This window comes from Lactobacillus kefiranofaciens (assembly GCF_014656585.1).
Lineage (GTDB): Bacteria > Bacillota > Bacilli > Lactobacillales > Lactobacillaceae > Lactobacillus > Lactobacillus kefiranofaciens.
On the sequence record NZ_CP061341.1, the window covers coordinates 2,012,266 to 2,032,974 of the forward strand.

Sequence of the window (20,709 nt, forward strand, 5' to 3'; positions counted from 1 at the left end):
GGTTTAAAAAAATACATTCGGGGGACTTAAGTTGTTATTTAAGAAGAGATTTATTACAAAATTAGCATGTGTTGCTATGCTTTCAACTGCTGGAATTGTTGCAGCTCATTCACAAGTATCAAGTCATGAAACTGTGCAAGCTTCAACTACTTCAGTTGCGGCACGTTCATTGGGGATTGACGTTGCCAGCTACCAAAGCGTAGACTTATCAGCACACGCTAGATCAGGGGCTAAGTTTGCCGTTGTTAAGGTAAGTGAAGGTACCAGCTACCGCAATCCTAAGGCAAGCAGTCAGATTGCTAGTGCTCGTCGTCAAAACATGATGCCAATGGCTTACCACTTTGCAACTTTCAGCGCTAACTCTGGTGCAGCTAAGCGTGAAGCTGATTATGCTATTGCCTCAGCTAGAGCCATGGGCCTTACACCAGGTTCATACCTTGCTTGTGATTACGAATCAGGCGATGGTAACAACGTTAACATGGGTAAAGGCGCCACTGCTAATGCAATTATTGCCTTCATGAAGAAGGTTAAGGCAGCAGGTTACAAGCCATTGTTATACGCAAGTTCATCAGTATTGAGAAACAACATTAACACTAATGCTGTAGTCAACGCATTTCCTAATTCATTATGGGTAGCTTCATATGCCATTTCAGGTCGAATTGACAATCCTAACTTTAACTACTTCCCATCAATGAAGGGCATTTCTATCTGGCAATTTACTGACAACTGGCGCGGCCTTAACGTAGATGGCAACATCAACGTATTACCACTCCATGCTTCAGCTGGTGCTGTTTCTCAAGCTCCTAAGAAGATCAAAGGTAAGGCTCGTTTGTTAAAGCATAAGGCTGCTATCTACAACAAGCACGGTAAGCATACGCACCACAAGGCTTTGAAGAAGCATGCTTCAGTTACTACTTACGGTAAGAAGAAGACCATCCACGGCAAGAAGTACTACCGGATTGGCAAAAACAAGTACATCAAGGCAGCTAACCTCTATTAACCAATAATTATAGTCAGAAAAAAGGCACCGGGTAAAAAATTACTCGATGCCTTTTACTATGCTCACTTTTATTTTAAGAATTGGTTGCCAGCTAATTCGCGGTAAAAGTTAGCCTTGGCAGTCTGATAATATGGCACAACCCATAGCATCCCAATTACGCTAATTCCGCCCAATAAGAACCAACCGATGAAGCTGAGATCAAAGACGAATAAATCCATCTTATGTCCATTCATTAACTCCCTACTAGCATTGATTCCGTCAGTTGCACCAACTTGCTTGCCACTAGCTACCATGTCCTTTACGATGTAAGGCGTCATTGCGTAGGAGTAACTCTTAATAATCCCTGGAATGATCAACAGCAATGTCCATAAGAATGTAAAAATACTGGTCATGACAAAGTTAATACATTCAGGGCCGAAGCGATTCTCCGTAAAAACTGAGAACGCTGAAACATATGGCTTCTCTAGCTTATCGTTATCTCTTAGCTTCAAGAATGAAATAACTAAGCTTAAGGCAATAAAATCGCCAATCCAAGCTAGAATCGTACCCAGTGGACTAAGCAATTGCATGTAGAAATTCGTGCCTTCATAATCCATATAGATCTGATCAACCCGGTGACCGCCGCCAGACAAAATCGCTACGATTATCATGTTGATCAGACACATCAGTACAGCCCAACCCCAATTGCCACGCAGGGCAAGCTTGGCATTATTCTTTAATTCTCTTCTAGTAGTCGACATAATTCTTCCCACTTTCTACTAAATAAAGATATTTTCACCTAATTAATTACAATTAGCAACACGAAAATTAAGATCAAAAAAAGCCTAATCCCACAACACGGAACTAGGCTCACACAGTGTTGACCGCCACTCTGACCACATATAGAAGATGACATTTTCGCTACCGGAGAAAATGACCACAACTAGTGGCGGTACATGAAAATCTTAGCATTCAACTATCTAAAAAACAAGCAAAAAAACATGTTGAATTAACTGAACAATGATTATTCTAAAGAATCAAAATCAAACCTGAAATTACAGCTGCTACGACGATTATATAAACTGTTATAACTTGCCATGAGCTACCCATTGTTTTGCCATTGACAGGCTTTATCTTTTTCCTCATTTGATTAGCTTTAATTAATGCAATAGCCGCAGCTACCCAAAATAAAATAGCACTAAAGATAGAAAAGCCACGACTAATATCCGAAGCTCGGCCCGCGAACACCATTAACGAAATAAAAATTACACCTATTCCAAATACTACACTACTCCAGATAGCAAAGGGAGCTGTTAATGCATGATTTTTAATTTTCTGGACATTCTTATAATAACGATAGGTCAAAAATAATTGCAATCCACCTAAAAACATCAAGACTACACCGATTAAAATTCCAGCTGTATCCATTTTTATTACACTTTCTGTAATCTAAGTAACCGCTTTCTTTACTGAACAGCACTATAATAATTGGTATAAACATTAAAAAGTATATAATTATACGCGTGGTGCTAGTTAAATCGTTCTAGACAATATGCCATATTGTAAGCCAAAACTGCGACTTCAAGACGTTCTTGAAAACCTGTTAAGCTCCGGGCACGATTGTTTTCAGCGTTGTAGTAGCTAAGCAAGGAAAAGTCGCTCTCGATTGTTCTTCTGATAGCCATTAGCTGATGATCGTTATGCTCTTTAGCACCTTGCATGTTTTTGCGGTATGGCGTCCAAAGCTTATAGCCCATTTGTTTTAGCTTAAAAGCTAAATCTTTGCCGAGGTAGCCTTCATCGCCTAAAAGATAATGGTTGGCAGGATGGGCATTGGCCATCAGCTCTGTGGTTTCCTTGGCATCATGCACTGATGCTTTGGTGACTGCATAATCAAGCAAGTAGCCGTCATCACTTACAATGGCATGAACCTTAAAGCCATAATAGTAGACTTTTTTGGTTGCCTTATAGCCAATGTCAGCTGAACTGCGAAAGATTCGCGATAATTGCGAACTGGCTGACAAACTGGTACTGGAAAGCTATCAATAATCAAGATTCTGCCTGAAAGATCTACCTCCTGGTTCAGAATATGGCGGATCAGATAGATTAAAGGTAAAAGCTAATGGGCTCTGCGATTAAAACGGGAATGGGATAGTCCTACAAAGAACTTACAGAATCTTCTTTGTGATTCGATTCCTAATTCCGCTTGCCAGATAAGCATGGCCAATATTGAGCTGTCAGATAGCCTGGTTTGATCAGTATTTCTGCGATGCTTCAAAGAATCCGGTGCATACAGTTGATACCAAGAACGACAGATTACATTTAAACGAGTAAAGCTAACTTGTAAATGGTGAGAAAAACGCTTAAGCTTGAGGTAGTTCAATTGGATCAGACTCCTTTTTATTACTACTTACAACTTGAGTCTAGTCCGATTGGACTTTTTATTTAACTAAAACGATTTAACTAGCACCACGCGTATTTAAATATATATTTAATTATCTTCATAATTTCTTCTCAAAATATGCAAATTAAAAGGGATTAAAAGCATTGCCTTCAACCCCTTCTAACCTAGTTAATCACGATCTCTCCATGAGCGATGATGACGTGCTCTACCTTCAAATCCATTTTTGAATCCCCAGATCCAATCTCTGGCACCTTTCCAATTCATTATAAGTAATTCCTCTCCTATAAATTCTAAGGAAATTTTACACCCGTATCATCTTTAATATGATAAAATTCCTAATATTAGGAATTTTTTTGAAAGAATAAATACAAATAAAAGATAAAATATACGGACCCAAGTTTCGAAAACTTAGAAAAAATAAAGACATCACATTAGTAAAAGCCGCAAAAGGAGTAACTTCCAAATCTTCCCTGTCATTATGGGAAAAAGGTAGTGATAATCTATCATTTACTCAAGTTCTGACTCTTTTAAAAAATAATCATATTCAAGCAATTGAATTTATTGATAATCCTATTTTACCGGAATTACTAGCAGTCACACATAAAATTAATACACTTTATGTTAACAACAACATTATCACCTTAAAAAAATTTACTCTTGAAAAACAAAAAATAGCTAAGAAAAATCCTCAAAATAAAATTTTATTTCTGGAATATTGTTGTGCTTGTAATTTTTTTCAAGATTTAAGTCAAAATACTATTTTTTCAAGCAGTGATCAAAAAAGACTAACTTTTATTTTAAATCATGTTTCAGACTGGCAGTATGAAGATATATTTTTCTTTGGTAATGCACTTGGTTTATTACCTAGCGAAAAAATTTATCAAATATCAGAAATTATAATCCTACATGCTATCAAGGTAAATCTAAGTACTAAAAGATGGTACGATGATGTTCTTGACAGCTTACTGAATGCTATCTTCATTCTCATAAAAAAGAATTATAATTTAGCACAAAAATTACTAAACCAATTCAAAAAGCTTCCTTTAACAGATAGATATACTTTCGAGAAAATCTATATTCAAGCCTTTCAATCGTACATTGACTATATCAAAAACAAGAACGATGCAAACTTTCAAGCAATAATTCAAATTACTGAATTACTTGATTTACCTGATCTCAAAGACGGATTCATAACCGGATTTAAGCAAGTAAAACAAATTTATGGATAAGAAAAAATGGCCTCGCTTTTTTATTGAAATGCAGCATCATCGTCTTGATACATTGCCTATTTACTTAACAAATACCGTATTCTTAGCTTTCCAATCCAGCAGCTTAATTCTCACCCAGAAAGAATAAATTCCTAAAGTAATGATTGATAATAGTAACCACTTAACCCAATTGCCAAATAAACTCCAAGCACTACCGACAAATCTCATTCGCTTACCTTCAATCACCGTATGATTAATTTGCCAACCATAGATCATACAAACAGCCCAAGGTTAGCAGATTCCCAATGTTAGAAAAGTAACTAAAAATCCTAAAATATGCCAGCCAATTAATGCAAACAAGCCGCCATCAAAAAATGAATTGCGTCCATGCTTTAATTCCATAATATCCTCCATCATCAAAAAGAACCAAGCAGCCATTTTACTAACTACTTGGTTCTATTCATTCACTCCTGATCAACAAAATTAATCAAAAGTCTTAATTGAAATGCAGCATCATCGACATGATACTGTTAACTTTCTTTTTAATCCTACCAAATTCACCATGGGTAGTGTGATTATCCTGAATAATAATCATATCTTTCCCATGCTTGGTGCTACGCATGAAAGTATAGTATCCTGCACCAGCACCATTAGCTGCTTTATACCTTTTCAAGTTATAAAGACCGCCATTGTAATAACTCGGTGCCTCGCCTTTGAAGAGAACCGCTCTACTCTGCTTGGTTAATAACTTGCCATGCAAAATATAGTTCATCGTCTTCGCAAGATCCGCGTTAGACATCACAATTGAGCCTGCACCTAATTCATTATGTGCATCCTGTACAGCAGCCGCATGCTTAACTCGCACGTACTTACCATCTTTTTGTTCATAGCCAGGAACCCAGTTAGCAGCACGAAGCTCAGCTTTGCTCGACCATAGAAATTCGGTTTGCTTTAGCTTTAACGGGTTAATATAAGTCTCACGGAACAATTTCTCATAAGACTTATGCTCTAATTTAGACAAAATACCACAGATATAGATGTAGTTCACTGCCGTATAATGCCATTCGCCCAACTTTCTAGCATCGAAAACCGTATATTTCTCAACATGCTTCAAGTTAGCCTCATCAGAAATGAATTTCGGCGTGCCTAATGGTTCACCGACTTGAATATCAAAACCTGACGTCATGGTAAGCAAGTTGTGAATCTTCACGGAGTCAGCACCAGCAACCTTAGGGAAGAATTTAGCAAGTGGATCATTCAGACTCATCTTGCCCTTTTGAACTTCCCGCATCAGCATTGCCGCTGTCATGGACTTTTGCACCGAATTGATTAAATAGCTAGTGTCAGCACTATTATTAGTAGCGTATTTAAGGATCGGCTTTCTTGAGCTTGTAACCAAGACTGATCCCTTAACGCCTAAATGATTAATAGCCCGGCGCACTACTTTGCTTTTAAACGCTCTTTATCCGTTAAGTTAATTCGCTTAACATTGTCCTTATTCTGCCACTTCTTAGAGAAGTAGTAGTTAGACAGATCGTAGTTGTAGCGTTCATTCGGCTGCTTCATGAATGGTCTAACGGCTTGATCAACTGCTACCCAGCCTCTCCAGCCGAGGTGAATCGTATCTTCCATGAAGTACTTTTCACTGCCACGTCTTGAGAGATCGGCAATATTTTCGAAGCCTTGACTAGTTAATTGGTGCTCCATCTTGGCAACCGATTCTTGGTACATCTTGCTTGATAAACCAGTGTACTTCATCCACTTGCCATTAATTGGTGGAATAATGAACAACACGTTAGTATGCTGCTTAGCAAATTGTTCCAGCATCAATTGGAAGTCACCGTATTCAACGGAATGAACATAGTCAAAGTTGCGTTGACTGCCCTTTAGACGTTTCAATACCTTCTTAGACAAACGAGTTCTATAGAAAGTATTATCAATACCCAAATTATTAGAATTGGTATGCATCTCAGCTTGTTCCTTAGCGACTCTATTCAAAGCCTTAACAGAATAAGCACTTGGTAATATTTTGGCTCTTTGATGGATCTTATTGACCCGATCACGCAATTGGAATGAACTAAAGAAGTTATCCTCATTACGCAGCATTTGCCGACGATTTTCCAAATAGAACTTTTGGAAAGTAGTCAACTTCTTGCCCTCAGCAATTTGCTTGAAGCTGTTCTTGATCTCGCCTTTAACATCTGGCATTTCCAAGAAACGCTTAGCAGCATAACGATCAGCTACATTATTCTTGGCACTAAGCAAGAAATTACATGCTTGCAGTGGAGAATAATACAGTGCAAAAGCATTCGGGTCTTGGCCTCTCTTGGTAAACCATTGTGGTGAAATGATCACAACGGCTTTTTTATTCCTAAGCTGCTTAACTGTGCCTTGCATCCCCAAGAACTGCGCCAATGATTGACTACCTGGACCACCCAATAAGAATGGGCGGTAGTTTCGTTGATACTTCTCCGCAATGATGCTTGGGTGCAGTGGGTCAAATCTAGATAATTCACTTGAACCATAAAATGGCACATACCCTTCATCAAAAGCCTCTTGCTTCATCGTACTGCCCTTAAAAACAGTCGTATTCTGTGAAGCAGCTGCTTCATAGATCGTTTGCTTAGAAAAAGTTTTCTCCCAAGGAATCAGAAATACAACTAATAAAAGGATAAAAGCGCAAAGAACTGGGCCAAAGATTTGCCACAGCCGGCGTTTATTACTCATTTTCTAAGCTTTCCACCTTTGCCACAATCTTGTTAGGAGTGTCCCATTCAGCACGGTTGAATTCTGAAATAGGAACATCAATATCAAACTTTTCTTGTAAGCTCAAAAGCATTTGTACGCTTGCCATTGAGTCCATCAAACCATTTTCAAAGATGTTTTCATCCATTTGGTCTGATAAGTCTTCACCAGTTAAATCGTTTAAAATGTCTAATACGCCTTGTTTAGTGTCCATAATTACTACCTCTATTTTTAACTAATACTAAAAATTCTCATCACTATTATATAGCTTATTTCCAGCCAAACCATAGTTGACTAAGAAATCCTGAGAAAATCAGGAAACTGAAGCAAACTACGTTGAAAGTTAAGAAAATGGCGAGCCACTTAGTAAACTTGTTATGCGGAATCTGCTTCCTATGCTTTCTCTTAAATCTGAGCCACATGTCGTTGATACAGATTGCTGAAGCATGGAAAATACCATACACAATGTAGTACCAAGTAAGGCCATGCCAGAAGCCCATGATTAAGAAAAGCAAGAAGTAAGAAACTTGTGATAATCTAATGCGGTTTTTGAAAAGCTTCTTCTTCATTGCAAAGAAGGTAAATCGCATATAGATGTAATCACGGAACCAGAATGACAACGTCATGTGCCAACGGTTCCAGAAGTCCTTAATGTTCTTAGAAATAAATGGCATGTTGAAGTTCATTGGAGTATGGATACCCATGAAGTATGAGATTGATACAGCAAATAATGAGTACCCGGCAAAGTCGAAGAACAAGTACATGCTGTAGCAATACATGTAGGCTAATACCCACCATGATAACTTCAAGCCGCCATTGGCATTACCAACAGCTAACGCTGCGGCACTGATCTTCGGTAGCCAATAAGTACCAAAGAACCAGCCAATTACGAATTTATATAAGAATCCTTGGAACAAATATCTAACTGCATATTGCAAGTCAGTAATATAAGCATCCCTAGTAGGAACCTTATCATAGTCTTTCTTAAATCTGCGATACCGATCAATAGGGCCTGATGAAATAGTAGGGAAGAACAGCAAGAACCTAGCATAAGTTATAGGATCTACCTGCTTAATTGCCCCATCACGCATTTCCATAATTACCTGAACGGTCTTGAAGGTTACATAAGAAATACCTAGGAACCCAATTACAAAGCCAATGGAATTATCTGGAAAAGCGGTCAAATACTTAACTGCAACTAACGGAATAATTGCCAAAATTACAGCTAAGCAGAAGACCCAGGTCTTGTTCTTGCCATGATGACGATAATATTGATAGCCAAAGGTCAGCGCAAACTCGTAAACTAGCCAGATTAACAGGTTAACCCCTTGCTGCCAATGGCTGCCATCAAAGATTAAAAACAAGAAGACCAGTGAAAATACTGCTTCATAAGTCTTTAGACGATGACCAAAGTAAAGACCAACAATAATTGGAACTAACGCGATCATCAAGTAAATAAAGTATTGCGGATTCGAGTAAGGCTGTAAGTTAATGAAGTTAAAATTCACTACTTATTAACCTCCTTAATAACCGCCTTGATATCCACCTTGCCGTTTTGAGAAATTGGCAACTTGTCTTGGTAAACAAAACGCTGCGGAATCATGTATGGCATCACGTTCTTAGCTAGATCTTCACGAATTGCTTTAGTCAAAGCAGCTTCGGAGTGTTGACGCGCTACGTCATGTTTCAATTCGATCTCTGCTACGATCTGCTTAACGGTATGGTCTTTATTATACTTAGGAGCTGCAACGCCATAACGCACATACTCATTCTTAGACAAGTAGAAGTTAATCTCCTCAAGTTCGATTCTATAGCCATTGAATTTAATCTGGAAGTCAATTCTACCGCGATAAAAGAGCATATCGCCATCGAAGAAGCCGGCATCCCCACTGCGGTAGCTGCTTTGCGCTTCACCATCTTGGTGGAAGAAAGCAGCTTCGGTTTTTTCAGGATTATTCATGTAGCCCTTAGAAACGCTAGGACCACTAATAATAATCTCGCCTTCACCAGGCTTATCGCCCTTAGAAGTATCAATGGTGACCTTAGTGTCTTCCTTAACCTTGCCAATTGGCAAACGATCATACTTCTTAAGCACTTCATCAGTAATCTCAACTTGCGTTACGGCTACTGTTGTTTCAGTAGGACCGTAAGTGTTGAAAATATGACTATCTGGGAACTTCTTCTTAAGCATGTTAACTTCGCTATGTGGCAACTCTTCACCACAGAACAAGAAGTAACTTAAGTCTGGGTGATGCTTGCTATCAAAGGTTCTATCTAAGAAGCACATCTGTGCAAATGATGGTGTAGATACCCAAACGTTAAATTGCATCTTAGGCAAAGTCTGGAATAATTGACCAAAGTTTTGCGTAACATCATGTGGCAAAATAACCAGTTTACCAGCAGAAACAAGTGCCGGATAAAGACTCATGACTGACAAGTCAAATGAGTAAGGTGCTTGAGCCAAGAAACTTGGATTCTTTGGTAAGTTGAAATCTGACAATTCCCAATTTACGAAACTGAGCAAGTTATCATGGCTAATCTGTACGCCCTTAGGCTTGCCAGTAGTCCCTGAAGTAAAGATAATGTAGTAATTATCATCGCCTTCAACGAATTCTTCTTCGTTAACTTGATAATCACCGTCTTCAACTTCACTAGCCTTCAATACCTTAACACCTGATAAGTCAACATCTGGCAATGGATCAATTTCTAAAACTATTGGTGACTTAGAAACGTCTTGAATCATCGTTAAACGTTCCACGTTAGAGTAACTAGCAATTGGAATATAAGCATGTCCTGACTTTACGCAACCCAAAAAACTTGCGACCATTTCAAAAGTCTGACCGCCCCAAATCATAATTGGAGCCTTAGCCGGAATATCCATGCTAGCAATCTTATGAGCCCAGGCATTAGAGCGACGCTTGAGTTCACCATATGTATTAGTCTTACCAAGATAGTCATAAACAACACGATCTGGTTCTCTATCAGCTATCTCGTCAATTTTCTTAATAACATCTTGAATCATTATGACAGCACCACCTTAAAATTCATTGTAAATGAAGTGAACAGAGTTAAGTCCACTGTATTCATACAAATAAATTAATGCCATCAGGATTCCGAAATAAATAATTGTCTTCAAAACAAACATGCCAATGCGTTTGCCTCGAGAGTCAATTTTCGTATTCTTATTCATCATTTCTCCCTCAAGTAATATTATTGTAATATTTTCTTACTTGGACTTATATTACTACAAAAAATACTGTTTAAAACAGTACTAACTTATATTTTAACAAATTTAAACTTTTTCTTAATGAATGCTACTCTTTTATTGCATTATTGCGCTTTTTTACAATCACGATAAGCAAAATATAATGGAATGTCAATAATAATTGCTACAAAAATCAGGGCAAAGATCAGCAAGCGCATTACATTTTGGGGCTTTTTCCAACGATCAGTCTTAGCCGTCGTCAATGACTTACCACCCATCAAATAGATGGGTGGTCTCTTTATTAGAGCTTTTCTGCGAACAGCCTGACTTTTGCTCTTCATTCAAAAATGTCTGCTCAAATATGCTTAAGCTTTGTGGCTTTTTAATTCCCACCAGAGCATAGCGGTCGGCCTATCTTAGCAAGGCTTGGCCCAAGCCTTATCTGTTATTTTCTTAATTTATTGCCCTAGCCAAGATATTCTTGGCGGCATTTTCGTCTCGATCATGATCTGTTTGACAGTAGGGACAAGTCCAGTTTCTGACTGCTAGCCAGTCTCTAGTTTTCATGTGCGCAAACTGCGGATTCTTTCTGCCGCATGCCGAACAGATGCGGCTAGTGTACTGCGGCGCCACTACAATTAATTTCTTGCCATACCACTTGCATTTATACGCTAGCAATCTTCTGAACATTGCCCAAGAAGCATTGGCGATATTGTGCGCCAATTTGTGATTGCCCATGAGATTCTTGACTTTCAAATCCTCAATGGCAATCACATCGTAGCTTTTAACCAGTTCAGTGGTCACTTTCTGCAAGTAATCATATCTGATGTTTCTGATCTTCAGCTGGTACTTGCTTTTGGTCTTTCTCAGCTTCTGCCAATTAGAATAATCATACTTATCAATCTTAGTTTCATGCTCATGATTAAATCTAGCCACTCGCTTCTCAATCGCTGTGCGGTTACGGTCGCAATGACTTTGACGCCTGATCATTTCTTTTTCCAGCTCAAAGGTGTCAGGCACGTTAAAGCGGCGGCCATCACTGGTAACCAGCCATTCTTTGCCTAGCCCAACGTCAATACCGACCTTTTTGCCTGTCTTATTAGACTTAGCGCTGTATTGAGCCAACTGTCGCTTGTTTTTCACCACAGAAAAGCTGATATAGTAGCAGTTTAAGTCCTGCCGGTAGGAAATGACGGCTTTTTGGATGCTAACGTTTTTCAAAGTATTCAAAGAACTAGTTCTCAGCGTAATACCGTTATGCTTGCCGATTCTTAAATGATGAGGGCTAAGCACTTTAATCTGCGCTTGAGCGCCAGCTTTGGTTTGATATTTAACGTTTTTAATCGTTGCTGTCTGTAAATAATATTTACGGCTTTTAAACCTAGGCTTGCCTTGCTTGACCTGCTTTTTAGTTAAAAAGGCCCACATCGCATCGCTAAAGCGCTCGACCGCGAACTGCAAAGAAGTGCTGTTGATTTTCTTAAGCCAGGCATGCTCTTTGCGCATTAAAGGCAGCCAGCTCTTTAAGATTCCAATCTTGGGAAACTTAAGCTGAGGATTGGCCTCATAGCGTGCTTCAAAGGTGGCCACGAACTGATTCCAGACAAAACGATTAGCCCCAAACAGCTGCCAAATCCAGGCGATTTCTTCGCCCTCTGGATAAATCCGATATTGTCTAGTGCCAAGCTGAATTTCTTGTTCGGCCAGCTTGGTTTTAAAAGCCATAAATTTCATCTCCTTTTTTTGAAAATAACGACATTATTTGTATATTTAATTTTACCATTGAAAGAATAAATTTAGGCAAAAAAGAAAGCAGGAGAAAGACCAAATTCATCCCCTCATCAATAGATGGGGAGGTATTCTTTGTTCTTTCTCCTCACTGTTTGTTCTTATTGCATAAAAAAGCTGCGAACAGTACAATGACGATTACCTCTGCTAGACAAAACCATAAATTCGTCATCTTATAAATATATAAGTAGGTTGAAGCGGGGAATAAGCAAAACCAAGCCGCAAAGCGTAAAAGAAAAACTTCTTTTTGATAATAATCGATATTCATAAAATTCCTTCCATAACTAGTTGCCAAATAAGGCATTGATATTCATTGAGAGGATACGGTCCATTACTACAATATGAGGTTTAGCATAAATGCGAGATGCAGATTCAAAGACGCAGAGCAGCTGACCTTTATATGCTGTAATCTGCTCTAGATATGGCGGCATGTCGATCACTAATTCCGCGTTCTTTTCATCCAAAGCATTCAATGCCGAAGTTGGAAAAACATAGAGCTTAGAATCCCCACTACCGTAAGACTGGCTCAAAAAGATCTTATCCTGATAAATGGCGATTCCCTGAATCTGTTTGTCCATTGAGGTCTCACCAGTTGGATCTGACCACTGTAGCGTACCCGTTACGGATTTAACTTCATTATTAGTAATGGAGTCTTTATTCTTCCCACTGCGAGCAATTGTATAAGCTGCAACCTTACCGCGACCATACATGTTAAAAAAGCCGACAAATAATTGTCCATCATAGTAAGTGACAGTGGAGGCCTTTTCTACAGCAGAAATGGCAATTTGGTGATTATATTTAATTGGTAAGTGCTTAGCTTCATCGTACTGCTGCAATTTCTTAAGCGAAAAAGACGCTAAAGCAGATGACTTGCCCAATGAACCAGTTACCCAGATATTTTTAGCAACCGGATCATAGGCAATCCCACCTAAATGGGGCCTGCCCGCTACTTGAATTGTTTTAATATACTTGCCCGTTTTTTTGTTCAAGACATAAATCACGGAGGCATGTTGATGATCACCGTCATATGCCGTCAGCAAAATATACTTATCCGCAACCGCTATTCCTTGCGGAGTCATAGCCGTTGCCGTATTATATTTTTTTGCTTTAAAATCATAACTCTTAGTAGAGATTAGCCCTGGAATAACAGCATCCTTACCATCCCAAGTTCTAGGCGGTACATAATTGCTTACCTTATTAATGAAAGAATATTTCCCGCGCAATGCTTTTTGATAGTTAGCCAAATTATGCCAAGCAGCGCTAGTGTTAGTCCTGTCCTTAGCTGTAACCAGCTTAGGTCTTTCTTTGAGCATTTGCCTTTGTTCTAGCCACTGAAAGCCATAATAGCCGCCTACTCCAAGTCCGGTTAAAACAAGGAACATCAAAAACAAATGGAAGATAAATCTGCCTATTTTTTTCATGATCACTGCTCCTTTCTCTGTGGCAAATACTTATTGGGTACGGTTAACATTATAGCTAAAAATCCTCTTCTTTTCGTCAATCAGGCATCTAATTTGGCTGACTTAAGAAAAATATGTATTTTTCAAAAATAAAGTGTAGATCGTCACACTTTTTTCATAATTTAAGGTTATACTATGCAATGTAGTAAGCAAGAAAACGAAAATCTTACTACTACAACTCAACTTTTTTGTTTTTCATTCATACTCCTCCAAGTAAATAATGAAAATAAAAAGAATTGGCTTACTCCAATTAGTCAATTTCATATCTATCCCTTTCGGCTCACGTGTGTTGCGTGAGCTTTTCTTATACTCTGAAAAATCCCTTTAACTCTTCTCAAACAAATCTTTACCTTTTCATAAGAATTTGAACATTTTTAATTCACAATTGCTCTGTATTATATAAATCGTAGCGAGGCGGTAGAAACTTGCTACATACTCCCACTTTTTTATTTCATTCATTCTTACTCCTCCAAAGTAGATGAAACTAATAAGGTTCGCAAAAACTTGCGAGCCTTTTCCTTTTCTCCTCTTTTTCCTGTATATTGTAGGTAGAAAAGAGGCGCTTTCATGTTTTCCCCATCAATTAAGCATTTAATTCAAGAAAAATCAGGTTCGTTTTTAATTCCGGCTAGCCGAATTGCTTTTGTCGAAGAGGATAATCCACTTTATCACGCATTTTTGATTTTAACTAAGGTGAAGTATTCTAAGATTCCTGTGTTAGACAAGGACAGAAAAGTGGTCGGCTTGCTCAGTCTAGCCATGATTACGGATAAGATGCTCACGAATGAATCGATCACGACTGAACCGCTTGACAATTTAAAAGTTAAAGATGTCATGTGGACTAAGTTCGATAAAATAAATTTTGTGCAGACGACTCTGGAAACGCAGCTGCATTTATTGATCAACAACGCCTTTTTGCCAGTAATTGATGACCGCGGCGTTTTTCAAGGATTGCTGACTAGACGTGAATGGATCAAGGCCTTTAACTATGTCGTGCATACTTATGACAAGCACTATAAAGCTCAAAGAATAAAATAACCAACTTGCAGCCATAAGGCTGCTTTTTTTCTTATATAAGTTTAGCAAAGCAAAAGCGTGTCCAGACCAATAAAGAATGTTAGAATGTAGCGGTAGACAAATATAGATTGTATTTTTGGGAGGCAATCATTATGGAGAATATGAAGCGTCAATGGAAATTTATTGTCGTTTTGATTGCTGGTGCCTTTGGTTTGTTTAGTCAATTTGCACTGCACTCAAAGAGCCTCTTCTCAATCGGAAATCTTCAATTTCCAGTTCATGCCATCATTATCGATATCATTGGTATCTTGATGGCAATTTCTTTGTTAATGGAGATTTTTCACGATTGGAAGACTGGCCGTTACGGCGTAGATATCCTGGCTGTTATCGCTGTTGTTTCTACCATCTTAATCGGCGATGTCTGGGCTGAATGGATGATCTTAGTCATGATGACCGGTGGTGAAACGCTGGAAGATTACGCCACAGGCCAAGCCAATAAGGAATTACGGGCATTACTTGATAAAACGCCACGAATCGCTAACAAGTTAGTTGATGGCAAGATCACCGAAGTCAAGGTTGATGCCTTGCAAGTTGGCGATCACGTTTTAATTAAACCAGGCCAACAGGTTCCAGTTGACGGTAAAATCGTTAAGGGAACTTCTAGTTTTGACCAATCATCATTAACCGGTGAATCGGTTCCTGTATCAAAGAACCCAGGCGATGACTTAATGTCTGGATCAGTAAACGGCGATGTAGCGGTTGAAATGGAAGTAACTAAGGCAGCTAAGGACTCAGAATATCAGTCAATCGTTGCTTTAGTTAAATCAGCACAAGCTCAGCCAGCTAAGTTCGTTAAGATGGCCGACCGTTACGCTATTCCGTTCACCATTATTTCCTTAATCATTGGTGGTGCTGCTTGGATCGTTTCTGGAGACGCTACACGTTTTGCGGAAGTTATGGTAGTCGCTTCTCCATGTCCATTGTTGATTGCGGCTCCTGTTGCCTTGATATCAGGAATGAGTTCAATGTCAGCTCACCACATCATTGTTAAGTCTGGGCCAACGCTTGAAAAATTAGCTAAAGCTAAAACTTTTGCCTTCGATAAAACTGGTACTTTAACTGAAAATCAATTGATCGTTGACCAAATCGTAACGGCTGATGACTCAATCGACCAAAAAGAGTTGCAAAGCTTAGCTGCTAGCGTTGAACAGCAATCAAGCCACGTTATCGCTAGTTCTTTAGTTAAGGCCACTGATAAAAACTTAATTCATGCCGTTACCAACTTAAAGGAAACCACCGCTCAAGGGGTTGAAGGCGACGTTGACGGCAAGCACGTTAAGGTTGGTAAATTATCCTTTGTTGATCCAGGCCATGAAAAATTAGATATTACCTCAACTGCCATTTATATCTCAGTTGACGGTAAGTTTGCCGGTTACATTACCTTGAAAGACAAGATGCGTCCAGAAAGTCCTAAGACCATTGAACGTCTGCTTCGTCAAGGTGCTGAAGACATCATGATGCTAACGGGTGACCACAAGCAAGTCGCCAAAAAAGTTGCTAAAGAAGCTGGCATTACTGATGTGCGTTCCGAACTTTTACCATCACAAAAGATTCAAGCTATTAAAGACGTACCAAAGAACTTGCGTCCTGTTGTCATGACTGGTGATGGCGTTAACGACGCTCCAAGTTTGACTGCAGCTGACGTTGGTATCGCTATGGGTGCTAAAGGTGCCACTGCTGCTAGTGAAAGTGCTGACGCAGTTATTATGGTTAACGATATTTCTAAGGTTAACGACGCAGTAGCCATTTCTAAACACACCATGAAGGTTGCTAATATTGATGTTTTAACTGCTATTGGTGTTGTCATTATCATCGAATTAATTGCCTTCACTGGTGTTATCCCTGCCTTTTGGGGTGCCATCTTGCAGGAAGTTGTCGACATGATTACGATCAGCTTAGGTCTTCTTGCTAAGACTAAGCCAAGTGACAAGCAATTTGGGTTAGAAGAAAAGTAGATATTTAGATATAATATGCAGCTTCAGAATCAATTTGATTTTGGAGCTTTTTTTCTACTTTTTTATTATCATAGTGAAAGTTAAGAAAGAGACATTCTAAAAATGAAAAGCAAACATAAAATAGCATTAACCATAATTCTAATATTTCTTACTCCATTCATCCTTCTTTGTTTGCTTAACTCCGGCTATGAGTTATATGTGAATCATCAAGAAAATATTGCATACGCTAAAATGCAAAAAGCTGTAGATAAATACGGCTACAACGCTATCAACCTTGAACCTGTAAAAGCTCAGGTTAAGTTTTTCCATATTTATAAATTCAAAAGTTCGTTTTCCAATCAAAAAACTCTAAATAAGAATAGACAACTTTTTACTAAAGCTGGACATAAGATTGGTAAACATGACGATTTAGAGACTCCTTACAAATATTCAATTAGTGCTATTAAATCAAACTGGAAATGGAAAGTTTACATTAGAGAAATACCGTTCGGTAAAGAAAAGAGCTATCTAATAGATTAATCTAAATTATCGAGTAATTTGCATCAGATTTAAAAAAATATTAAAATTAACTCAACTGAATACATTATTTAGTGGTTGGGTTTTTATTACAATAAAAGCTTTCAAGATTTGCTTCTTTGGGTCAAGAAGCGACTTGAAAGTTTTTTCTTTTTCACGGAAGGGATAAATATGCATTTTCTAGGGGAATTAATTTTAATCCTATTAACTACTTTGCTATTAGGGCAACTTTTCGCCCGTCTTAACATGCCAGCAGTTATTGGGCAATTATTATCAGGAATTTTACTTGGACCAGCTATCTTAAACTGGGTTACACCGAATAATATCGTCAGTCTATTCTCCGAATTCGGCGTCATTCTATTAATGTTCTTAGCAGGTCTGGAAAGTGATTTAGACTTACTAAAGAAATACTTTAAATTAAGCTTTACAGTTGCCAGCGTCGGCGTTATTTTGCCGGTTATCTTTATGGGAGCTGCCAGCTACTTCTTTGGCATGAAGCCGCTCGAAGCACTCTTCATCGGGATCGTCTTTGCCGCTACTAGTGTTTCGATTTCCGTAGTTGTTTTGCAAGAAGCACACCAGTTGCATACGCGTGCCGGCACCGCTATCTTGGGCGCTGCTGTAGTTGATGATATCCTAGCGGTGGTAGTTTTAAGTTTATTCACTACCTTCAGTCACGAAGGCGGTAAAAGCGGCTTAACTAATAATTTTTTCGTCAATATTTTAATCGAGATTATTTACTTTGTAGCGGTCTGGATCATCTTTAAATTCATTGCGCCTTACTTTATGAAGATTTCTGAAAAAATCAGCGTTGATTATTCAGTCGTAATTGGATCACTAGTCTTAGCCCTAACCATGGCTTGGGCTGCTGACTTCGTTGGCCTGTCTGCCGTTGTAGGTGCGTTCTTTGGCGGCTTAGCAATTAGACAGACGCCGCAATACAAGGAAGTCCACTCCTCCGTTTCGGCAATCGGTTATTTGGTTTTCATCCCTGTATTCTTCGCTGATATCGGTCTATCAATGACCTTTGCCAGCTTCTTCAAGGATCTTTGGTTCATCATTGCGATGACTATTTTGGCCGTTTTGTCCAAGTTCTGGGCTGGTAAATATTCTAGTGAAGTCTTCGGCTTTACTAAAAATGAAGGCAATATCGTCGGTGCAGGGATGGTCTCGCGTGGTGAAGTTGCGTTGATTGTAGCCCAGATTGGGATTACGCATCACCTCTTCCCTGAGGATATCTATTCCAGCCTGATTTTGGTAATCATTGTAACGACGGTACTTTCACCATTTATTTTAAATTACTTTATTAAAAAGCAAAAAGATAGTAAGGAATTTATGTAAAAGAAAATCCTCGACAATGTGTCGGGGATTTTTTTGTGTTCGCTTGTGAACGTATATTTGAATTTGTCATTGCACTTATTGCATTAGTTGCGGAGTTGATCAAATTCTAGCAAGTTTAGACAGCTGCAACAATTTATTTAACTGAAAGTTGTTCTAAATCTATCACATGATCATACTTCTGCAATTCTTCAAGCTCATAATGGTGAATTACTTCCAAAAAGGTCAAATCAGATTTTAACAAATAATCGTGAATCTGATCTGAAGTCTTTTTATCGAGGGATGCGTTAATTTCATCAAGTAGAAGCACTGGACGAGCCATCAAAATAGCACGAGCTAATTCAATTCTGGCAAGTTGCCCGCCTGATAATTGGTCAGCATTATCGCCCAATGAGTAATCCCAACCCTTTTCTTTCACGATAGTATCTAAGCCTAACTTAAGGCAAACTTCTTTAACCATTTCCCGGGGAATATCTGTGCCAAGAGTTAAATTGAACCACAAATTATCTGCAAAAATCACCGGACTTTGGCTAGCATAAGAAAAAATATTAGCAAATGAACCAGCCTTAACTCGTTTATTATCCAAGATAATTTCTTTAGCTTGACCAAATTTACCTGTCATCAAAAACTGCAGCAGTGTCGATTTACCAGCACCAGATGGGCCAATAATTGCCACTTTTTGTCCCTTTTTAATTTCTAAGTTAAGGTGACGAGCTAACTGTTGATTTTGTCTAGTTAAAGTTAAATCATCTACGTTTAGTTTATCAAAGTCAGTCTTAGTAGACGTTTCACTTTCTTTACCTTGAGCAATATATTTCTCAGCCTTAGCAACAATCTTCTTAGTAGTTGATAACTTATTACGATCTGCTAAAATCGTCAAAATTGGGTTAACAAAAGAGTTAGACAGTTGCACGATTGCAAATAATGCGCCTAACGTAGTTTGCCCGTTGATTACCATGTAAATCCCTACTAAAAATGGCACTGTGAAAGTAAACAGATTAGCAATCAGACTGACCCAGGAAACGGTATCTAAATTCAAAAGATTCATCTTGCGTAACGCCATTTCCAGTTGATTAACAAAGACCCTATTCTTTTTAACGGCGTTATCCTGCTTACCATATAACTTAAGCGTTGAACTGCCAGCTAAAAAATTCTTGATATGGCTAACGTACTTGTCATTAGCATCAGTCCAATTTTCAGAAGCTACTTGAATTTTCTTTTGAAAAAGGTTAGATGCAATCATAGGTAAACATGATCCCACTAGAAAAAGCAGAGTTACTAACCAGTTGACGGACAATGCATATCCTAGTGCCAAAACAATCATGTAAGCTTGCATCATAATCTCAATTTCTGCATCAAAACGATTAGTTTCTAGCAATTTAAAATCTGTAGTTAAATAGCCTAAGCTAGCAGTATTTTCATCACTTGATTGCTTGAGCATTCCCTTTAAAATGCCAACTCGCAAAGTAGTATTTGTTTCTTGGATCGCACTTGTTTTTAAGCGGTTAAAAATTAGCGAAGCTATAAATGTGATTATCAAACCACTAATGGCAATTAGCAGGAATACTGGTAAATCACTAAATCTTTTTTGCGTACCAATATTCGTTAAGGTTTGCACCATGTAGGCCACAACAATCTGTTGCATGCTTGCAATTAAACCAAAGATAATCATGCTGATGAATTTAGAATGTGAAGAGTATTTGTTAATCATTTTTTATCCTCCGTAACTTGAATTGCTCTTAGTATCGCAGGATAATGAGCTTAAATGTCAAAATTTTGCAGATCTGCAAATTGAGGTGTGCTATGTTTAAATACGGTTCAGTGTACAAAGAATTACGCAAAGAACAGGAAGTTACCCAAACGCAAGCTTGCCAAGGAATTTGTTCAATTTCCAAGCTCTCTCGCTGGGAAAACAATCAGGTAGAGGTAGAATTTAGTACGGCAATTGCATTACTTAGGCGCATTAATATTACGCTAGATGAATTCACTACTCGTGCAGAGATTGCAACAGAATCTGAATTACCAAAAAAATAG

General features: G+C 38.4%; 19 protein-coding genes, 2 pseudogenes and 1 other annotated feature. Of the genes and pseudogenes, 7 read left to right on the top strand and 14 right to left on the bottom strand.

Translation table 11 applies throughout. The features are described from left to right. Positions 1 to 31 precede the first annotated feature (31 nt). Positions 32 to 1,000 carry a GH25 family lysozyme gene (locus tag ICI50_RS09900; protein WP_013855046.1) on the top strand — a complete coding sequence of 323 codons (969 nt, stop codon included), beginning with the start codon at positions 32 to 34 and terminating at the stop codon, positions 998 to 1,000. 68 nt (positions 1,001 to 1,068) lie between these two features. Here ICI50_RS09900 and ICI50_RS09905 read toward each other — a convergent pair whose 3' ends face one another. The 3 genes and pseudogenes from ICI50_RS09905 to ICI50_RS09915 form a co-directional block, all read right to left on the bottom strand. Further along, positions 1,069 to 1,740 carry a DUF975 family protein gene (locus ICI50_RS09905; protein WP_013855045.1) on the bottom strand — a complete coding sequence of 224 codons (672 nt, stop codon included), beginning with the start codon at positions 1,738 to 1,740 and terminating at the stop codon, positions 1,069 to 1,071. Between the two features lie 268 nt (positions 1,741 to 2,008). After that, a complete protein-coding gene (locus tag ICI50_RS09910) occupies positions 2,009 to 2,407 on the bottom strand; it encodes a hypothetical protein (protein WP_188891630.1) in 399 nt (132 codons plus the stop codon). A gap of 101 nt (positions 2,408 to 2,508) precedes the next feature. Further along, positions 2,509 to 3,362 (bottom strand): annotated as a pseudogene (locus ICI50_RS09915) (IS982 family transposase). Positions 3,363 to 3,988: 626 nt separating this feature from the next. Between ICI50_RS09915 and ICI50_RS09920 the strand changes: the two are divergent. Continuing rightward, positions 3,989 to 4,612 (top strand): Rgg family transcriptional regulator, encoded by a 624-nt coding sequence (locus tag ICI50_RS09920; protein WP_280530476.1) that lies wholly within the window; start codon positions 3,989 to 3,991, stop codon positions 4,610 to 4,612. Between the two features lie 60 nt (positions 4,613 to 4,672). Here ICI50_RS09920 and ICI50_RS09925 read toward each other — a convergent pair. The 10 genes and pseudogenes from ICI50_RS09925 to ICI50_RS09970 form a co-directional block, all read right to left on the bottom strand. Further along, positions 4,673 to 4,993: pseudogene (locus ICI50_RS09925) on the bottom strand (DUF898 family protein). 94 nt (positions 4,994 to 5,087) lie between these two features. Continuing rightward, complete coding sequence (locus ICI50_RS09930) at positions 5,088 to 6,032, bottom strand: serine hydrolase domain-containing protein (RefSeq protein WP_013855042.1); 945 nt, start codon at positions 6,030 to 6,032, stop codon at positions 5,088 to 5,090. Next, the gene (gene dltD / locus ICI50_RS09935; RefSeq protein ID WP_013855041.1) at positions 6,032 to 7,318 is read right to left on the bottom strand and encodes a D-alanyl-lipoteichoic acid biosynthesis protein DltD; all 1,287 of its coding nucleotides are present in this window, start codon (positions 7,316 to 7,318) and stop codon (positions 6,032 to 6,034) included. The genes ICI50_RS09930 and dltD overlap by 1 nt, the downstream gene beginning before the upstream one ends. Further along, a complete protein-coding gene (gene dltC, locus ICI50_RS09940; RefSeq protein WP_054640447.1) occupies positions 7,311 to 7,550 on the bottom strand; it encodes a D-alanine--poly(phosphoribitol) ligase subunit DltC in 240 nt (79 codons plus the stop codon). The genes dltD and dltC overlap by 8 nt, the downstream gene beginning before the upstream one ends. 55 nt (positions 7,551 to 7,605) lie before the next feature. After that, entirely contained in the window at positions 7,606 to 8,844 is a 1,239-nt protein-coding gene (gene dltB / locus ICI50_RS09945; RefSeq protein ID WP_188891632.1) for a D-alanyl-lipoteichoic acid biosynthesis protein DltB, read from the bottom strand. Then, entirely contained in the window at positions 8,844 to 10,358 is a 1,515-nt protein-coding gene (gene dltA / locus ICI50_RS09950) for a D-alanine--poly(phosphoribitol) ligase subunit DltA (RefSeq protein ID WP_188891634.1), read from the bottom strand. The genes dltB and dltA overlap by 1 nt, the downstream gene beginning before the upstream one ends. Positions 10,359 to 10,373: 15 nt before the next feature. Continuing rightward, positions 10,374 to 10,526, bottom strand: coding sequence for a teichoic acid D-Ala incorporation-associated protein DltX (locus tag ICI50_RS09955; protein WP_013855037.1), 153 nt, complete (start codon positions 10,524 to 10,526; stop codon positions 10,374 to 10,376). Between the two features lie 140 nt (positions 10,527 to 10,666). Then, positions 10,667 to 10,882 carry a hypothetical protein gene (locus ICI50_RS09960; RefSeq protein ID WP_188892129.1) on the bottom strand — a complete coding sequence of 72 codons (216 nt, stop codon included), beginning with the start codon at positions 10,880 to 10,882 and terminating at the stop codon, positions 10,667 to 10,669. 112 nt (positions 10,883 to 10,994) lie between these two features. Next, positions 10,995 to 12,266 (bottom strand): RNA-guided endonuclease InsQ/TnpB family protein, encoded by a 1,272-nt coding sequence (locus ICI50_RS09965; RefSeq protein WP_188891636.1) that lies wholly within the window; start codon positions 12,264 to 12,266, stop codon positions 10,995 to 10,997. Positions 12,267 to 12,613: 347 nt separating this feature from the next. Then, the gene (locus ICI50_RS09970) at positions 12,614 to 13,750 is read right to left on the bottom strand and encodes a YncE family protein (protein WP_013855035.1); all 1,137 of its coding nucleotides are present in this window, start codon (positions 13,748 to 13,750) and stop codon (positions 12,614 to 12,616) included. 606 nt (positions 13,751 to 14,356) lie between these two features. On the opposite strand from ICI50_RS09970, the gene cbpB reads away from it, so the two are divergent. The 4 genes from cbpB to ICI50_RS09990 all read left to right on the top strand — a co-directional run bounded on the left by cbpB (position 14,357) and on the right by ICI50_RS09990 (position 18,678). Beyond that, the gene (gene cbpB, locus ICI50_RS09975) at positions 14,357 to 14,827 is read left to right on the top strand and encodes a cyclic-di-AMP-binding protein CbpB (protein ID WP_188891638.1); all 471 of its coding nucleotides are present in this window, start codon (positions 14,357 to 14,359) and stop codon (positions 14,825 to 14,827) included. Positions 14,828 to 14,958: 131 nt separating this feature from the next. Continuing rightward, complete coding sequence (locus ICI50_RS09980; RefSeq protein ID WP_424991498.1) at positions 14,959 to 16,821, top strand: heavy metal translocating P-type ATPase; 1,863 nt, start codon at positions 14,959 to 14,961, stop codon at positions 16,819 to 16,821. Positions 16,822 to 16,923: 102 nt separating this feature from the next. After that, a complete protein-coding gene (locus tag ICI50_RS09985) occupies positions 16,924 to 17,340 on the top strand; it encodes a hypothetical protein (protein WP_025084188.1) in 417 nt (138 codons plus the stop codon). A 73-nt stretch (positions 17,341 to 17,413) separates the two neighbouring features. Further along, positions 17,414 to 17,470, top strand: a sequence feature (sodium ion sensor (DUF1646 type); this cis-regulatory element may regulate processes involved in with the transportation of sodium ions). Positions 17,471 to 17,508: 38 nt separating this feature from the next. Beyond that, entirely contained in the window at positions 17,509 to 18,678 is a 1,170-nt protein-coding gene (locus ICI50_RS09990; RefSeq protein ID WP_056940769.1) for a cation:proton antiporter, read from the top strand. A gap of 133 nt (positions 18,679 to 18,811) precedes the next feature. On the opposite strand, the gene ICI50_RS09995 is transcribed toward ICI50_RS09990, so the two are convergent. Next, complete coding sequence (locus ICI50_RS09995; RefSeq protein WP_056940770.1) at positions 18,812 to 20,386, bottom strand: ATP-binding cassette domain-containing protein; 1,575 nt, start codon at positions 20,384 to 20,386, stop codon at positions 18,812 to 18,814. Between the two features lie 92 nt (positions 20,387 to 20,478). Here ICI50_RS09995 and ICI50_RS10895 point away from each other — a divergent pair, with 92 nt between their 5' ends. Further along, positions 20,479 to 20,709, top strand: a complete 231-nt coding sequence (locus ICI50_RS10895; RefSeq protein WP_236694765.1) for a helix-turn-helix domain-containing protein — start codon at positions 20,479 to 20,481, stop codon at positions 20,707 to 20,709.

Excerpts from the sequence above, each read along its gene's own strand:
- ICI50_RS09995 (WP_056940770.1), bottom strand. The coding sequence starts at position 20,386 with ATGATTAACAAATACTCTTCACATTCTAAATTCATCAGCATGATTATC.
- dltA (WP_188891634.1), bottom strand. The coding sequence starts at position 10,358 with ATGATTCAAGATGTTATTAAGAAAATTGACGAGATAGCTGATAGAGAA.
- ICI50_RS09960 (WP_188892129.1), bottom strand. The coding sequence starts at position 10,882 with ATGAAGAGCAAAAGTCAGGCTGTTCGCAGAAAAGCTCTAATAAAGAGA.
- ICI50_RS09980 (WP_424991498.1), top strand. The coding sequence starts at position 14,959 with ATGGAGAATATGAAGCGTCAATGGAAATTTATTGTCGTTTTGATTGCT.
- ICI50_RS09965 (WP_188891636.1), bottom strand. The coding sequence starts at position 12,266 with ATGGCTTTTAAAACCAAGCTGGCCGAACAAGAAATTCAGCTTGGCACT.
- ICI50_RS09970 (WP_013855035.1), bottom strand. The coding sequence starts at position 13,750 with ATGAAAAAAATAGGCAGATTTATCTTCCATTTGTTTTTGATGTTCCTT.
- ICI50_RS09910 (WP_188891630.1), bottom strand. The coding sequence starts at position 2,407 with ATGGATACAGCTGGAATTTTAATCGGTGTAGTCTTGATGTTTTTAGGT.
- ICI50_RS10895 (WP_236694765.1), top strand. The coding sequence starts at position 20,479 with ATGTTTAAATACGGTTCAGTGTACAAAGAATTACGCAAAGAACAGGAA.
- dltC (WP_054640447.1), bottom strand. The coding sequence starts at position 7,550 with ATGGACACTAAACAAGGCGTATTAGACATTTTAAACGATTTAACTGGT.
- cbpB (WP_188891638.1), top strand. The coding sequence starts at position 14,357 with ATGTTTTCCCCATCAATTAAGCATTTAATTCAAGAAAAATCAGGTTCG.
- ICI50_RS09985 (WP_025084188.1), top strand. The coding sequence starts at position 16,924 with ATGAAAAGCAAACATAAAATAGCATTAACCATAATTCTAATATTTCTT.
- dltD (WP_013855041.1), bottom strand. The coding sequence starts at position 7,318 with ATGAGTAATAAACGCCGGCTGTGGCAAATCTTTGGCCCAGTTCTTTGC.
- ICI50_RS09990 (WP_056940769.1), top strand. The coding sequence starts at position 17,509 with ATGCATTTTCTAGGGGAATTAATTTTAATCCTATTAACTACTTTGCTA.
- ICI50_RS09955 (WP_013855037.1), bottom strand. The coding sequence starts at position 10,526 with ATGAATAAGAATACGAAAATTGACTCTCGAGGCAAACGCATTGGCATG.
- ICI50_RS09905 (WP_013855045.1), bottom strand. The coding sequence starts at position 1,740 with ATGTCGACTACTAGAAGAGAATTAAAGAATAATGCCAAGCTTGCCCTG.